This window comes from Acidovorax sp. Root275, from assembly GCF_001428965.1.
Classification (GTDB): Bacteria; Pseudomonadota; Gammaproteobacteria; order Burkholderiales; family Burkholderiaceae_C; genus Acidovorax; species Acidovorax radicis.
Genome location: NZ_LMJH01000001.1, coordinates 802,294 through 816,863 on the forward strand (window position 1 = coordinate 802,294; position 14,570 = coordinate 816,863).

At 63.4% G+C, this 14,570-nt stretch carries 13 protein-coding genes; 3 read left to right on the forward strand and 10 right to left on the reverse strand.

Features of this window, described 5'->3' with window-relative positions; translation table 11 throughout:
- The first annotated feature begins 135 nt into the window (after window positions 1-135).
- Entirely contained in the window at window positions 136-1,050 is a 915-nt protein-coding gene (locus ASE52_RS03715) for a hydroxymethylglutaryl-CoA lyase (RefSeq protein ID WP_057223892.1), read from the forward strand.
- Between the two features lie 375 nt (window positions 1,051-1,425).
- On the opposite strand, the gene ASE52_RS03720 is transcribed toward ASE52_RS03715, so the two are convergent.
- The gene (locus ASE52_RS03720; protein ID WP_057225166.1) at window positions 1,426-1,908 is read right to left on the reverse strand and encodes a GreA/GreB family elongation factor; all 483 of its coding nucleotides are present in this window, start codon (window positions 1,906-1,908) and stop codon (window positions 1,426-1,428) included.
- An 826-nt stretch (window positions 1,909-2,734) separates the two neighbouring features.
- A complete protein-coding gene (locus ASE52_RS03725) occupies window positions 2,735-2,986 on the reverse strand; it encodes a bleomycin resistance family protein (RefSeq protein WP_241776912.1) in 252 nt (83 codons plus the stop codon).
- A gap of 361 nt (window positions 2,987-3,347) precedes the next feature.
- On the opposite strand from ASE52_RS03725, the gene ASE52_RS25455 reads away from it, so the two are divergent.
- Both ASE52_RS25455 and ASE52_RS03730 read left to right on the forward strand, forming a co-directional pair.
- Complete coding sequence (locus ASE52_RS25455) at window positions 3,348-3,800, forward strand: YrzE family protein (protein ID WP_140426127.1); 453 nt, start codon at window positions 3,348-3,350, stop codon at window positions 3,798-3,800.
- Between the two features lie 345 nt (window positions 3,801-4,145).
- Window positions 4,146-4,787, forward strand: coding sequence for a Crp/Fnr family transcriptional regulator (locus ASE52_RS03730; RefSeq protein ID WP_198928056.1), 642 nt, complete (start codon window positions 4,146-4,148; stop codon window positions 4,785-4,787).
- 4 nt (window positions 4,788-4,791) lie between these two features.
- On the opposite strand, the gene ASE52_RS03735 is transcribed toward ASE52_RS03730, so the two are convergent.
- The 8 genes from ASE52_RS03735 to ASE52_RS03770 all read right to left on the reverse strand — a co-directional run bounded on the left by ASE52_RS03735 (window position 4,792) and on the right by ASE52_RS03770 (window position 14,544).
- Complete coding sequence (locus ASE52_RS03735; protein ID WP_057223896.1) at window positions 4,792-6,492, reverse strand: acyl-CoA synthetase; 1,701 nt, start codon at window positions 6,490-6,492, stop codon at window positions 4,792-4,794.
- Window positions 6,493-6,511: 19 nt separating this feature from the next.
- The gene (locus ASE52_RS03740; protein WP_241776913.1) at window positions 6,512-7,267 is read right to left on the reverse strand and encodes a nitroreductase; all 756 of its coding nucleotides are present in this window, start codon (window positions 7,265-7,267) and stop codon (window positions 6,512-6,514) included.
- A gap of 625 nt (window positions 7,268-7,892) precedes the next feature.
- A complete protein-coding gene (gene dgoD / locus ASE52_RS03745) occupies window positions 7,893-9,041 on the reverse strand; it encodes a galactonate dehydratase (RefSeq protein ID WP_057223900.1) in 1,149 nt (382 codons plus the stop codon).
- Between the two features lie 51 nt (window positions 9,042-9,092).
- Window positions 9,093-9,788 (reverse strand): 2-dehydro-3-deoxy-6-phosphogalactonate aldolase, encoded by a 696-nt coding sequence (locus ASE52_RS03750; RefSeq protein WP_057223902.1) that lies wholly within the window; start codon window positions 9,786-9,788, stop codon window positions 9,093-9,095.
- Complete coding sequence (locus tag ASE52_RS03755; RefSeq protein WP_057223904.1) at window positions 9,785-10,840, reverse strand: 2-dehydro-3-deoxygalactonokinase; 1,056 nt, start codon at window positions 10,838-10,840, stop codon at window positions 9,785-9,787. Before ASE52_RS03755 ends, ASE52_RS03750 begins: the two co-directional genes overlap by 4 nt.
- Before the next feature lie 7 nt (window positions 10,841-10,847).
- A complete protein-coding gene (locus ASE52_RS03760; RefSeq protein WP_057223906.1) occupies window positions 10,848-11,780 on the reverse strand; it encodes a dihydrodipicolinate synthase family protein in 933 nt (310 codons plus the stop codon).
- Between the two features lie 3 nt (window positions 11,781-11,783).
- The gene (locus ASE52_RS03765) at window positions 11,784-12,776 is read right to left on the reverse strand and encodes a tripartite tricarboxylate transporter substrate binding protein (RefSeq protein WP_057223908.1); all 993 of its coding nucleotides are present in this window, start codon (window positions 12,774-12,776) and stop codon (window positions 11,784-11,786) included.
- A 34-nt stretch (window positions 12,777-12,810) separates the two neighbouring features.
- The gene (locus ASE52_RS03770; protein WP_057223911.1) at window positions 12,811-14,544 is read right to left on the reverse strand and encodes an IlvD/Edd family dehydratase; all 1,734 of its coding nucleotides are present in this window, start codon (window positions 14,542-14,544) and stop codon (window positions 12,811-12,813) included.
- Between the last annotated feature and the right edge of the window lie 26 nt (window positions 14,545-14,570).

The window sequence follows — 14,570 nt, forward strand, 5'->3', positions numbered from 1 at the left end:
GTAAAGGCACAGGTAGACAACCCCGGGGACCTGTGCCGCATGCGCCTCGGCGGGGCGAACGCCCGTTTTGAGGGCGGCGCCCCAAGCCGGTTGCAGTCCGTTGTAGATCAAGCCACTTCAGCACCAGCAAACCCCATGAGCGAGCACATCAAGATTGTTGAAGTCGGGCCCCGAGATGGTCTGCAGAACGAGAAGCAGCCCATTAGCGTGGACACCAAGGTCGGACTGGTCGAACGGCTGGTTGATGCAGGCGTCAGGCACATCGAGGCAGCGTCTTTCGTATCTCCAAAATGGGTGCCGCAAATGGCTGGCAGCGCGGAGGTCATGCACCGCGTGCCGCGCACGGCTAACTTGTACTACAGCGCGCTCACGCCTAACCTTAAAGGACTGGAGGCCGCCATCGCGGCCGGCTGTGAGGAAGTGGCGGTCTTTGGCGCTGCCTCGGAAACGTTTTCGCAGCGAAATATTAACTGCTCGATACGCGAGAGCTTGGAGCGCTTTCGCTCTGTAATTGAGGTCGCGCTTGAAAGTAAGCTGCGGGTACGCGGTTATGTTTCTTGTGTCTTGGGGTGTCCATATAAAGGAGACATCGCACCCGAGAGGGTCTCCGAAGTGGCGCTCATGCTGAGCGAGATGGGGTGCCACGAGATCTCACTTGGAGACACCATTGGTCGCGGAAACCCCAACTCCACACGACGCATGCTGGAGGCCTGTATTCGTGTGATTCCAGCATCGCAGTTGGCAGGTCACTACCACGATACCTACGGGATGGCCATTGCCAACATTGTTGCGTCTCTGGAACTGGGTCTCCGTACCTTCGACAGCTCCGTTTCGGGGCTGGGAGGCTGCCCCTACGCCACTGGCGCTTCCGGCAACGTCGCTACTGAGGACGTGGTGTACCTGCTTCACGGCCTGGGGCATGAGACCGGTATCGATCTGCCCAAGCTTATCCAGGCGGGGCTGTACATCAGCTCTGCATTGGGACGTGGGACCTCTTCGCGCGTGGCGCTGGCCATGTCCAGCAACTGCTCAACAACATCGGCTGATTGATCGTGCTACGAGGAAAGTAGGCTAGACGCCAGCGAGCGGCGTAGATTTATCGCAAAAACACTCGCGGCCTTTTTTACGGACGGCAATCCGGACCTTTTGCAGCCGACAGTGCGTATCCGTTTGCAGGCGCCTCATGTACGAACTCACCTGCAGCAGTCCTCAGCATGCAGATGGCGACTTCGCAGCAGTTGCTGCCGGTGATGTCGGCCCCCTGAGTTCACGTTCTGGGCCACGCAGCGGTCATTCAAGCGCGAGCGCCATCTCGGACCCATGGACCGGTTTCAAAGTACTGCTGGCCTTGCCAGCCAGCCGGTATGTTCATGACGCCTGAAAGTCTGCTGACCTCGTCCAATTCGGCGCGAACTGGCTTGCAGATTATTGAACCCGCAGTACCTCAAACTGCTGTCGGATGGGAGCGACCTGCATCGACACCTCATCACCCTCGCATTTCCCTAGCATGGCCCTGCCCAAAGGGGCTTCGCTGCTAATGACCTGAACGAGCTGAGCGCCGCTGAACAACTTCATGCTGCCCCCGTCGGGACCGAGAAAGATCTGTTGCTGCTTGTCGTCGGAATCGATCAGGCAGACCAGCGCGCCGAGCTGTATACCTTTGCTGGCGTCGTAGGGGCGCGGGCGGAATCGGCGCCAATTGGCCATCGCCTGGCGGATGGCTTCGGCGCGCCGGGCTTGACCGGTGGCCAGGTAGGCGGCTTCGAGTCCCAATGTGTCGTATTTGTTTTCGGCGATGTTTTCTTCGTGGGTCGCCGTTTCATGGGCCGCCTGCACTGCCTGTTCGGCTTGCAGCAGGTCTTCGGCGAGCTGTTCCAACACCTGCTGCTGCAGCAAAAATTTATCCATCATGAGAAGTAGGCATCTCGAAAAAATTGGAGCAGGTCTTCATTGTGAAGGGCTTCACCAGCCGTCGACGCTTTTGTTGGCTGCAGGTTTACTTCAGCTAAGGGCCTACTGCTACCGGCGAGATCATTGATGGAGCCTGTCACCAGGTACGAAGGGATAGACTGAGCTATGCAAAGATTTCCCCTCAGCGCTATCGCAGCCATTCGTTGGTTGGCTTTGACAATTTTGTGCTTTGGCATTGTCACTGTCGGCAAGATGCTGATTTTTTATCAGGTCACGCTTTGGGGGAGTTTTGTCTGTCCAGACGGGTGGTGGCGCTCATCGCCCGGACTATGTGCTTTTCCACCCGTATCAATTTCGATCTGGTCGATTAGCTACGCTGCAGTTTCGATACTTCTTGTCTGTGCCGCAGTGTTGCTCGCGCCCTCACATAAGCTTAAAGTTTGCGCGGCTCTGCTGATCGCGTTGATGAGTTGGCAAGCCCACATCCTCATCTCCAAATCCTTTTCTTGGGTGGCTCTCGGGTCGCTGTGTGCAGTGGTTGGTATAGCAACGTGCTTTAGCCTTGGCGCTCTGGCTTCGCGTAGCCCATCATTGCGGCGAACGTACCAAAATATCCCCGCTCCCCAGTAGATTAAGCATCCGTTGCCGCTAGCGCTTGGACGGCGCCTACTGGTCAATAGCCACAGTCATTGCAGCGGCTGCAACGGGCCCGTAGTGAAATTGCGGCCTACTGCCCGCCCAGAGCCTGTTGGAACGCAAGCAGATACCCGTTGCAATCGGCGACGGAAAATTCTCTGCTTCCATAGGGCATATCCTGTAGAGGCTAGGCAACGGACGTCTTGTCTTTGAAGGCAGAAAAATACCGGTCCACATCCGCAACGGTGAGGTAAATCGTCCCTGAAATGATGGGATGCGTGCGCCACAAATCTCGGTCCGTGAAAATGAGGCGGGCTCCATTCTTTGAGACGGTGATCGTGCTGCCGGCAGTTGATGCCGTGCTGAAACCAAGCACAGATTCGTAGGAGTTCCTCGTCTGCTCGATGTCAAAGCACCGCAACAAAATAGACAAACTCATGTTCACTCCGAGAAGCAATGTCCGTGGTTGGGGCAGCCTTATGGTTCGGCTGACTGTGCTGCAGCATTGGGCCCTGAGCAGCCGGTGGACAGCATTACCCCAAAACTGGCATTTGTCATAACCCGGCTTGCTCGCTGTCCGAAAATATGCCGATTGAAAGCCAGGCCCTTGCCTGCTCGCAAGCTATAGTTTGCCCAGTTGCTCTTGCTAGGTCTCGCGGAATTTCGACTTGGACGTTGAACATCCCTGTGCTTGCACACCTAAGTTGCAAACCACTTCCAGGAGGAGCAGTGTCCAGAATATCCCGCACGATCCGGTTCATTCCGCAGACGCTGCGGGTTACATCATGTAGAGATTCCGAATGCAGTCACCCACAAATCAAGCTTTCTCGCCAAACACTAAGGTCAACTGGTGGTCTGCATTGGTGGGAAGCGCGGCAGCCATTGGCGGGTCTGCTTTTCTTGGAACGGTCGTCGCAAACGCATATCTCTGGCTGCACCTAGCTAAAGGGTTTTCCCCTGAGCAAGCGTATGCGCAAATGGGACGCGGACTCACATCAACAGTTGAGCTTTTATCACTCGCTACTCTCGCAATTGCCACTGTTTTCGGTGGCTATGTGTCCGCACTTTACGGAAAAGGACGTGACCTCATTCAGGGCCTCATAGCGGGAGTCCTAAGCACATCTTTTTTCTTCGTCATGGCTCTTAACCCAGCGAGCACGTCTGTTCTGACCTGGAGCGCGGCTATTTACTTTGTCGTTGCCACCTTGTCTGGCTTGTTCGGCGGCTTTGTTCGCGCCCAGCGGACTGTCTAACCCCAGCAGTCAAGCAGGCCCGCATGCTGCGGGCCTCATACTTTGTCTGTTGCGCCCCTTTCGTTAGCCGCAACAGGCGGCTTCTGGCCAATGGTACGCACTCGTAAAGACGAAGCGAGTGCCCGCAGCCAGCCTGAAGCAGCATTTCGTTTGAGTGTGGTTTCGCTGGTTGGGTCGCCGTTATGGGTAGTCTGACGGACCGGTGCTTATCTCCCTTTGCCCGCGGCAGGCATCGCCCCCATTGGCACAAGCCGTGATCTCTCGCAAAATCTGCGCGAAGCACCGTGCGCTTGAATAAACATGACTCCAGACCCGCTTGACTCGTTTCTTTCCCAGTCGTCCTGGATGTCCTCTCTGACCGGCGAAGAAGCTAAACGCGTGCGCAGTGCCATCACGGTGCGCAGCTTTGCTGCTGGCAGCGCCGTATTTGCACGCGGTATGCCCCCTGCGCATTGGGCCGGCGTGATGGAGGGCATGCTCAAGCTCGACAACATTACCGAAGAAGGTCGGATCAGCACGTTCGCAGGCGTGCCATCGGGCGCATGGTTCGGCGAGGGCTCGGTGCTCAAGGATGAGCCCCGGCCCTATGCGGTGACGGCGCTGACCGACAGCGTGGTGGCGCTGCTGCCTCGCAGCGAGTTTTTGCGGCTACTGCACGAGAGCCATCCGTTTGCGCTGTGGCTGATCGGGCAGCTCAACGCGCGCCTGGCCCACTACGTGGCGCAGGTGCAGACCGACCGGCTGGGTGACACCACGGCGCAGGTGGCCTACAGCCTGTCGGGGCTGTTCAACGATGCGCTGTTCCCCAACACTGCCCGGCGCATCACGCTGTCGCAGGAAGAGCTGGGGCGCCTGTCGGGCGTGTCGCGCCAGGTGGCCAACCGGGCGCTGCAGGAGCTGCAGGACCGGGGCGCCATTCGCCTGGGCTATGGGTCGATCGAGGTGATCGACCTGAAGGTACTGCAGTCGATTGCCCGCGAAGGCTGAATGCTCAGCCTGCAGGCTCGGCCTGAACCTGCGCCAGCTTTGTGATGGCCTCGCGGCTGCCCGCGATCTCGCGCAGGCGGAACTTCTGGATCTTGCCGGTGGCGGTCTTGGGCAAGACCTCGAATACGATCCGGCGCGGGCACTTGAAGCGCGCCAGATGCTCGCGGCAAAACGCGATCAGTTCGTCGGCGCTGACCGTGCCCACCGCATCGGGCTTGAGCTCCACGAAGGCGCAGGGCACCTCGCCCCACCGCTCGTCGGGCTGCGCCACCACGGCGGCCAGCAGCACGGCGGGGTGGCGGTGCAGCACGTCCTCTACCTCCACCGAGGAGATGTTCTCGCCGCCCGAGATGATCACGTCCTTGGAGCGGTCAGTGATCTGCACATAGCCATCAGGGTGCAGCACTGCGATGTCGCCGGTGTGGAACCAGCCGCCCGCAAAGGCCTTGGCCGTGGCGCCGGGGTTCTTGAGGTAGCCCTTCATCACAGTATTGCCGCGCAGCATGATTTCACCAGCCGTCACGCCATCGGCCGGCACGGACTGCAGGGTGTCGGGGTGGAGCACGCGCAGGTGTTCCAGCGCGGCGGCGCGCACGCCCTGGCGCGCCTGCAACTGCGCGCGCCCGGCTTCGGGCAAGGTGGCCCAGACCGGCTGGTGCACGCAGCTCACGGGTGTGCCCGAGACCTCGGTGATGCCGTACACATGGTCCACGTCGAAACCCATGGCCGCAATCGCCTGCAGGATGGCTGCGGGCGGTGGCGAGCCCGCTGTGAGCACGCGCACCGGGCGCGGCAGCGCGATGCGCTCGTGCGCCGGTGCATTGGCCAGCATGGCCAACACCGTGGGCGCGGCACAGAAATGGTCCACACCATGCTCGGCAATGGCCTCGAAGATGGCCTTGGCCGTGACCTTGCGCAGGCACACGTGCGTGCCCGCCGCCGCCGTGATGGCCCAGGTGAAGCACCAGCCGTTGGCGTGGAACATGGGCAGCGTCCACAGGTACACCGGGCGACGCGGCATGGCCCAGTCTGTCATCTGCAGCAGGCTCATGAGGTAAGTGCCGCGGTGGCTGGGCACCACGCCCTTGGGGTCGCCCGTGGTGCCCGACGTGTAGTTCAGCGCGATGGGGTCCCACTCATCCTCGGGCCACAGGCCTTCGAAGGCCGGGTCGCCTTCGGCCAGCAGGGCTTCGTAGTCCATTGCACCGAAGGCCGGCTGCGCGGGCAGGCCCGCATCGTGGACGGCGACCACCAGCGGCGGCTGGTCCAGGCCCGCAACGGCCTTGTCTGCCAGCGCTGCGAATTCGCTGTCCACCAACAGGATGCGCGCCTCGCCGTGCTGCAGGATGAAGGCGATGCCCTCGGCATCGAGCCGGCAATTGATGGCGTTAATGACCGCGCCGCACAGGGGGATGCCCAGGTGCGCCTCCAGCATGGCGGGCGTGTTGGGCGCCAGGATGGCCACGGTGTCGCCGCGCCGCACGCCGCGCTGTGCGAGTGCACTGGCTAGGCGGTAGGCACGATCGCGCGTTAGCGCCCAGGTTTGCTTGGTACCCGCATGCACCACTGCAATTCCCTCAGGGTGGACCAGTGCGCTGCGGTCCAGGAAACCGAGAGGCGTGAGCGGCAGGTGGTTGGCGGGTGTACGTTCCAGGCCGTTCTGGTAGGGACTGCGGGATGGGCTGCTTGCCGTAGTGGGGGTCATGCTGTTGTCTCCATAGCTGCTATTCGTGGTAGGTGGTGAAGGATTCGACGCTCTCGCGCTCGGTCACCAACGTGTTCTCGATGCGGGCTGGGTCGGCATGGCCCAAGCTCATGCCGCAGACCACCATGTGGGTGTCGGGTATGCCCAGCTCGGCATGGATGATCTGGTGAAACTTGGTGAACGCTACCTGAGGGCAGGTATCAAGCCCGCGTGCACGGGCTGCCACCATCACGCTCTGAAGGAACATGCCGTAGTCCATGAGGCTGCCGGCCTGCATGACACGGTCCACCGTGAAGATCAGCCCTACCGGCGCATCAAAGAAACGATAGTTGCGGCCGTGTTGCGCGTGCATGCGCGCCTTGTCACCCTTGGCAATGCCAAGCAGGCCATACAGGTCCCAGCCCACTTTGCGGCGTCGATCCACATAAGGTGATACCCATTCGAGTGGGTAATAGTGGTAGGGCTCTGTGAGTTCCGTGGACGCTTCCCCATCGTTGTCCGCCGTAGCGATGGCTGAACTCAGCCGTTCCTTGGCGCTGCCCGTTAGCACATGCACGCGCCAGGGCTGGGTGTTCATGCCTGAGGCTGCGTGGCGCGCTACGTCCAGGATGGCATGAACCTCTTCGCGGGGGACCTGCGTAGGCATGAAAGCGCGAATGCTGCGCCGCGATACGATGGCCCAGTCCACCGCCTCGCTACTTTGGAGTGTGGTGCCGAGCGCTTGAACGTGCAAACGGCCTGTGGACCTTGTTGGAGGCGTGTACGAACTGCTCATGCCGGAATGCTAGGCATTGATACCGCTCATGACTGTCGATGCGATGACATTTGCGATCTGCAGAAGTACCGTCCAAATTCTTGAATCTGTATTTCTCGACAGTCTGACCACTTGGTCCTGGCACCCGTTTTCTAGCTCCTAGAGGCAGGCGGTAGGCAGTAGAAAATAAGGCGTAAGCCAGCTACACCAGTAGTCGGAGATTGTTCAAATCAATCTACTGCTGCGTAGTACCTGGCGCAGCGAGCTACATGCGTCCAAGGTGGTGCGCAAGCTCCGGGACGTGGAGCGTGGTTTTGTATGGATGTAGAAGAAAAACGGCTGTGGAAGAACTGCCAGAGGCTACCCAACGCCTGCCTGCAATGGATCCACCTTGCATTTTTTTGACACCGTCCGTCAGAAGATCGTGGACAGGTTCTTCGGACTGTTGGCAATGTTCGGTATCAAGGGTTTATGGTCACGGGCTTGCCGAAGTGAAGCGGCAGCATTCAGCCTGGCGCAGCCATCCTGCCGATGAGGGCGCCGCCGCTGCGGTCCTCAGTGTGCTTGAGACGGGTGAATTGAGCTCCGCATGGACGTGTTGATGCCCCTGGCCGGATGTAGACGCGGCGCAGCACCCCAAACACCCTCACCACTCCGCAAAACTCCCGTCCCGATGCCGCCACACCGGATTCCTCCACCGGTGCCCCTGCTGCGCGCGCTCCCGCACGTACTCCTCGTTGACCTCAATCCCCAAACCCGGCCCGCTCGGGATGGCCACCATCCCGTCCTCGTACTTGAACACTTCCGGGTTGGACACGTAGTCCATCAGGTCGTTGTCCTGGTTGTAGTGGATGCCCAGGCTTTGCTCCTGGATGAAGGCGTTGTAGCAGACCGCGTCCAGCTGCAAATTGGCGGCCAGCGCGATGGGGCCCAGGGGGCAGTGCAGTGCCAGGGCCACGTCGTAGGCCTCGGCCATGGTGGCGATCTTGCGGGTTTCGGTGATGCCGCCGGAGTGCGAGGGGTCGGGCTGGATGATGTCGGCATACCCCTCCTGCAGCACGCGCTTGAAGTCCCAGCGCGAGTACAGGCGCTCACCCAGGGCGATGGGGGTGGACGAGATGCGGGCGATCTCCTTCAGGGCCTCTTCGTGCTCGCTGAGAACGGGCTCTTCAATGAACATGAGCTTGTAGGGCTCCAGTTCCTTGATCAGCACCTTGGCCATGGGGCGGTGCACGCGGCCGTGAAAATCTACGCCGATGCCCACGTTCGGGCCCACTGCCTCGCGCACGGCGGCCACGTTTTGCAGGCAGCGCTCCACCTTGTCGAAGGTGTCCACAAACTGCATTTCTTCGGTGCCGTTCATCTTGACGGCAGTAAAGCCGCGGGCCACGGCGTCGCGGGCTTGCTGCGCGGTTTCGCTGGGGCGGTCGCCGCCGATCCAGCTGTACACGCGAATGCGGTCGCGCACGTTGCCGCCCAGCAGTTCGGACACGGGCACGCCCAGGGCCTTGCCCTTGATGTCCCACAGCGCCTGGTCAATGCCGGCCAGCGCGCTCATGTGCACGCCGCCGCCGCGGTAGAAGCCGCCGCGGTACAGCACCGTCCAGTGGTCCTCGATGTGGCGCGGATCCTTGCCAATGAGGTAGTCGCCCAGCTCTTCAACTGCGGCAGCAACGGTCTGCGCGCGGCCTTCCAGGATGGGTTCGCCCCAGCCGACGATGCCTTCGTCGGTTTCGATTTTCAGAAAGCACCAGCGCGGGGGAACGATGAACGTGGTCAGTCGGGTGATCTTCATGGGAGGGCGGGGGAAGGGGGCGAGAGAGGACGTTGAAGAAAAAGAACTGGACTAGGCGCTGGCGGTGGCCTGGCCGGGTGCGGTGGCGGCCGCTGCAGCGCGTGCCGCGCCGTAGGAGGTGTGCCATGCGGCCACAAACGCGGCGGCCTTGCCGGCCACGTCGGTGGCGCTGTCGCCAGGGCGGTACAGGGCCGAGCCCAAGCCGAAACCGCTGGCGCCTGCTGCGGCATAGGTGGCAATGTTTTCGGGTGCGATGCCGCCCACCGGCACCAGGGCCATGGGCGGGGTGATGACGGCGCGCCAGGCCTTGAGCACATGCGGTGGCAGGGCCTCGGCCGGGAAGAGCTTGAGCATGTTGGCGCCAGCGGCCAGCGCGGCATAGGCTTCGGTCAGCGTGGCCACGCCGGGTGCGCAGGCCATGCCGGCAGCGCGCGCGGCGCGGATCACAGTGGGGTCGCTGTGGGGCATGACGATGATCTGCCCGCCAGCGGCCTGTACATCGGCACACGCCTCGGCCGACAGCACGGTGCCCGCGCCGATTAGGCAGTCGGCAGGCAACGCGTCTCGCAGCGCACGGATGCTGGCCAGCGGCTCGGGGGAGTTGAGCGGCACCTCGATGATGCGAAAACCCGCGTCGTACAGCGCGTGGCCAATGGCCGCGACTTCGTGCGGCCGCACGCCACGCAGGATGGCGATCAGGCCGCACTGCTGCATGGTCTTGTACAGATTCTTGTCGATCGGGTTCATGCGGCGAGGCTCCTGGTGGATGGGGTGGGCTGCGCGTGGGTGGCTGTCGTCACCAGCCCGGCGGCCTGCGCGATCTGCCACAGGCCGGTGACGGTGGCCTGCGCCGCAATGGTGGGCGGCGCAAATCCGTAGGCTTGCAGCGCGAGCGTGTATCTGCGGCACAGATCGGGCTCGCCACACAGCACCAGCTGGTGCGGCGCGGCGCTCGTGGGCGGGTGCACGCGTGCCAAGCCTGCGATCTCATGGCCGATGAGGATGCCCGAGAGGTAGTCCGCCTGCGCGGCGGCGGGCAGCGCGCCCGTGAGGCCCAGCGTGCGGGTGCTGAAGATGTGCGACAGCAGGCCCAGGTCGGCATCGCTGCCGCGCGCCACCTGCAAGCCCTGAGCGAATCCGGCGTCGTCGGGCTCGGCTGGCGGCTGCATGGTCTTGCCCAGGATGGTGTGCCCGCGCAGTGCGGCAAACACTTCGCCTGTCATGAAGGTGTGGAACCGCTGGATGCTGCACCGGGTGCCATCCTTTTGCGCCACCACCCACTTGCTGTGTGTTCCGGGCAGGCCTACCAGCAACGGGCCTTGGCCCACCAACGCGGCATCGCCTAGCACGCCCAGCACCTGCGTTTCTTCTCCGCGCATCACGTTGGGCAGGCCCGTGCGCTGCAGCAGCCCGGGCACGATGTGCAGGGGTGTGGCACTGCCACGGCCCACCACCGTCAGCCCGCGCGCCAGGTCGTCGAGCGAGGTGGGTGCGTCGAGGTATTTGGCTTCGCGCCAGCCCTGGGCGCTGCCGACCATGCCACAGGCCAGCAGGGGCACCGAGGGCAGGGTGGCCAGCCAGTCGCCGCAAGTGTCTTGCAGTGCACGCTCGAAGGCTGCCCCGGGCTCTGCGCCAGTTTGGTCCGCGGGAGCCGGCGGCAGATTCATGATGCCCCAGGGGCGGCTGCGTTGCTCCAGCACCTGCCCGCTGGCACCCAGGCGGAAGGCGCGCAGCGAGCTGGTGCCCCAGTCCAGGGCCACCAGGTGGGTGCCAGCGAGGTTGGCGGTGATATCTGCCATGGCGTGCTTATTTGCCCCAGCGCAGCACCAGCGGGTCCAGCCGGCGCGCGATGTCAATGAGGCCCCGGCGAACCTCGGGGTGCATGGCCGGGAAGGGGTGGCGCCCCGCCTCGCAGGCAATCACGCCGCCTTCCTTCATCAAGGCCTTGGCCGTCAGGATGCCGCCCTGACGGTTCTCGTGGTTGATGAGCGGCAGCCAGCGCTGGTAGAGCGCAAAGGCCTGGTCCATATCGCCCTGGCGGTGGGCCTCAATGATGGGGCGAATGCCATCGGGGAAGGCGCCGCCCGTCATCGCGCCGGTGGCACCCGCATCCAGGTCGGCCAGCAGGGTGATGGCCTCTTCGCCATCCCACGGGCCTTCGATGGCCGCGCCGCCCAGGCGGATCAGCTCGCGCAGCTTGCTGGCGGCACCCGGCACTTCGATCTTGAAGTAAGCCAGGTGCTCGATCTCCTGCGCCATGCGGGCGAGGAACGGGGCCGACAGCACGGTGCCGCTGGCGGGGGCGTCCTGCACCATGATCGGGATGCTGATCGCATCGGACACACGGGCGTAGAACTCATAGATCTGCGCTTCGGGCACGCGAAAGGTGGCACCGTGGTAGGGCGGCATCACCATCACCATAGCGGCGCCCATGTCCTGTGCGGCGCGGCTGCGCTCGGCGCAGACCCGGGTGCCGTAGTGGGTGGTGGTGACGATGACCGGCACGCGGCCGGCCACATGTTCCAGGGAGACGCGGGTCAGTGTCTCGCGCTCGGCATCGGACAGCGAGAACTGCTCGGAGAAGTTGGCCAGGATGCAGAGGCCATCCACGCCGGCGTCGATCATGAAGTCGAGGCAGCGCTTCTGGCTGTCGATGTCGAGGGTGCCGTCTTCATGGAAGGTGGTGGGCACGACGGGGAAGATGCCGCGGTAGCGGGCGAGGGCAGCGGTAGATGTCATGGGTCAGGTGGCTTTGATGTCGTTCTTCTTGGCGATTTCGCCCCACAGGCGATAGTTGTCGCGGGTCAGTTTGGCCAGCCGTTCCGGTGTGCCGCCGCCCACCATGTCACCGTTCTTGGTGACGGTGCCGCTGACCGCCGGGTTGGCGAGCGCCGCGTTGAGCGCGGCATTGGTCTTGCTGACGATGTCCGGGGTGAGGCTGGGTGGCCCCCACAGGCCGACGAACACGGTCACGAGGAAGTCCTTCAGACCCGCTTCGGCCGCGGTGGGCACGTCGGGCAGCGCGGGAAGGCGCTCGGCACCAGTGACCACAATGGCGCGCAGCCGGCCGGATGCAATGAAGGGGATGAGCAGCGACGCGGCATCCACGATGCACGGCACCTGGTTGCCCACCACGTCCTGGATGGCGGGGGCGCTGCCTTTGTAGGGCACCTGGTTCATCGGTGGCAGGCCGGCGCGCTCGCGCAGGTGCTCCATCGCCAGATGGGTGTTGCCGCCACTGCCCGCAGAGGCATAGCTGAAGCCACCAGCCTTGACGCCAGCCCGCACCCAGGTACGGAAGTCTTCGAGCGTCTTCACCGGTGCGGATGGGTGCACGCACAGCACCAGCTGTGATTCCAGCACCAGACCGATGGGCGTGAAGTCCAGCGGATTGGGCGACGGTGTCGCATAGGTGTGCGGGTTGATGGTGAGGCTGGTGTTGGCCACCAGCAGCTTGTGGCTGTCGTTCAGGCGCAGGGCCTCGGCCGCTGCCAGGTTACCGGAGGCGCCGGGTTTGTTCTCCACCACCACCGGTTGGCCCAGCGCGCTGGCAAGGCCGTTGGTGATGAAGCGCGCGCCAGCGTCGGTCAAGCCGCCGGGCGGGTAGCCGACAAGCAGCGAGACGGGTTTGGAGGGCCAGGCCGGTGCAGCGGCCACGGCAGATGTGGCGCCCAGCGCGGACAAGGCACTGCCGGCTGCCGCGGTGAGAATGGTGCGTCGGGAGGGGGACCGCATGGAGTCTCCTTGTTCTTGTTTCAAGTGGGCGTGATCAGTGCGAATGGCGCGGCACAGCCGAGCCGCGGCAGCCCACCAGAAAGTCGAAGTCGCAGCCCTCGTCCGCCTGCAGCACATGGTCTACATACAGGCGCTGGTAACCACCGCGGCCACCCTGGTCGGTGGTGGACAGCGCATCCAGGCGAGCGGCCAGCTCTTCGTCGCTGATGTCGAGGTGCAAGCGACCTTGTTCGCAGTCGAGCTCGATGAAGTCACCATCTCGCACGGCGGCCAGCGGGCCACCGTCAGCGGCCTCGGGCGCCACGTGCAGCACGACGGTGCCGTAGGCGGTACCGCTCATGCGCGCGTCGGAGATGCGCACCATGTCCTTCACGCCCTGGCGCAGCAGCTTGGGGGGCAGGCCCATGTTGCCCACCTCGGCCATGCCGGGGTAGCCCTTGGGGCCGCAGTTCTTCATCACCATCACGCAGCTGGCGTCGATGTCCAGGTTCTCATCGACGATGCGCTCCTTGTAGTGCTCCAGGTTCTCGAACACCACAGCGCGGCCGCGGTGCTTGAGCAGCTCGGGCGATGCGGCGGACGGCTTGAGCACCGCACCGCGGGGGGACAGGTTGCCGCGCAGGATGCAGATGCCACCGTCGGCGATGAGCGGGTTGTCGATCGTGCGGATGACCTCGTCGTTGTACTGGGGCGCCTCGCGCACGTTGTCCCACAAACTCTTGCCGTTGACGGTCAGCGCGTTGGGGTGGGGCAGCAGGTTGTTCTCGCCCAGTCGGCGGAGCACGGCAGGCAAGCCGCCAGCGTAGTAGAACTCTTCCATCAGGAAGCGGCCGGAGGGCTGCAGGTCCACCAGGGTGGGCGTGCCGCGGCCGATGCGCGTCCAGTCCTCCAGGTCCAGCTGCACGCCGATGCGGCCCGCGATGGCCTTGAGGTGAATGACCGCATTGGTCGAACCGCCGATGGCCGCGTTGGTGCGGATGGCGTTCTCGAAAGCTTCGCGGGTCAGGATCTTGGACAGCGTCAGGCCTTCGTGCGCCATCTCCACAATGCGTTTGCCCGACATGTGGGCCAGCACATAGCGGCGTGAATCCACGGCCGGGATGGCCGCGTTGTGCGGCAGCGAGGTGCCCAGCGCCTCGGCCATGCAGGCCATGGTGCTGGCCGTGCCCATGGTGTTGCAGGTGCCGGCGGAGCGGGACATGCCCGCTTCGGCCGCGAAGAACTGGTGCTCGTTGATTTCGCCGGCCTTCAGCGATTCGTGCAGCTGCCACACGGCCGTGCCCGAACCGATGTTCTTGCCTTCGAGCTTGCCGTTGAGCATGGGGCCGCCGGTGACCACGATGGCAGGCACGTCGCAGCTGGCCGCGCCCATCAACAGCGCGGGCGTGGTCTTGTCGCAGCCCACCAGCAGCACCACCGCATCGATGGGGTTGCCGCGAATGGCTTCCTCCACGTCCATGCTGGCCAGATTGCGCGTGAGCATGGCCGTGGGGCGCAGGTTGGATTCGCCGTTGGAGAACACCGGGAACTCGACCGGAAAGCCGCCCGCCTCGTAGATGCCGCGCTTGACATGCTCGGCGATCTTGCGAAAGTGGGCGTTGCAGGGCGTGAGCTCGGACCAGGTGTTGCAGATGCCGATGATGGGGCGGCCATCAAATTCATGGTCGGGGATGCCCTGGTTCTTCATCCAGCTGCGGTACATGAAGCCGTTCTTGTCGGCCGTGCCGAACCAGGCAGTGGAGCGGAGTTTGCGCGGGGTGGTGGTCATTGTGATGATGGGTCAGAGAGATGATG

Bases quoted from the DNA above. Each gene is read 5' to 3' on its own strand.
- ASE52_RS03725 (WP_241776912.1), bottom strand. From the start codon at position 2,986: ATGAGTTTGTCTATTTTGTTGCGGTGCTTTGACATCGAGCAGACGAGG.
- ASE52_RS25455 (WP_140426127.1), top strand. From the start codon at position 3,348: ATGCAGTCACCCACAAATCAAGCTTTCTCGCCAAACACTAAGGTCAAC.
- ASE52_RS03755 (WP_057223904.1), bottom strand. From the start codon at position 10,840: ATGGCAGATATCACCGCCAACCTCGCTGGCACCCACCTGGTGGCCCTG.
- ASE52_RS03730 (WP_198928056.1), top strand. From the start codon at position 4,146: ATGTCCTCTCTGACCGGCGAAGAAGCTAAACGCGTGCGCAGTGCCATC.
- ASE52_RS03740 (WP_241776913.1), bottom strand. From the start codon at position 7,267: ATGAGCAGTTCGTACACGCCTCCAACAAGGTCCACAGGCCGTTTGCAC.
- ASE52_RS03750 (WP_057223902.1), bottom strand. From the start codon at position 9,788: ATGAACCCGATCGACAAGAATCTGTACAAGACCATGCAGCAGTGCGGC.
- ASE52_RS03760 (WP_057223906.1), bottom strand. From the start codon at position 11,780: ATGACATCTACCGCTGCCCTCGCCCGCTACCGCGGCATCTTCCCCGTC.
- ASE52_RS03765 (WP_057223908.1), bottom strand. From the start codon at position 12,776: ATGCGGTCCCCCTCCCGACGCACCATTCTCACCGCGGCAGCCGGCAGT.
- ASE52_RS03735 (WP_057223896.1), bottom strand. From the start codon at position 6,492: ATGACCCCCACTACGGCAAGCAGCCCATCCCGCAGTCCCTACCAGAAC.
- ASE52_RS03770 (WP_057223911.1), bottom strand. From the start codon at position 14,544: ATGACCACCACCCCGCGCAAACTCCGCTCCACTGCCTGGTTCGGCACG.
- ASE52_RS03715 (WP_057223892.1), top strand. From the start codon at position 136: ATGAGCGAGCACATCAAGATTGTTGAAGTCGGGCCCCGAGATGGTCTG.
- ASE52_RS03720 (WP_057225166.1), bottom strand. From the start codon at position 1,908: ATGGATAAATTTTTGCTGCAGCAGCAGGTGTTGGAACAGCTCGCCGAA.
- dgoD (WP_057223900.1), bottom strand. From the start codon at position 9,041: ATGAAGATCACCCGACTGACCACGTTCATCGTTCCCCCGCGCTGGTGC.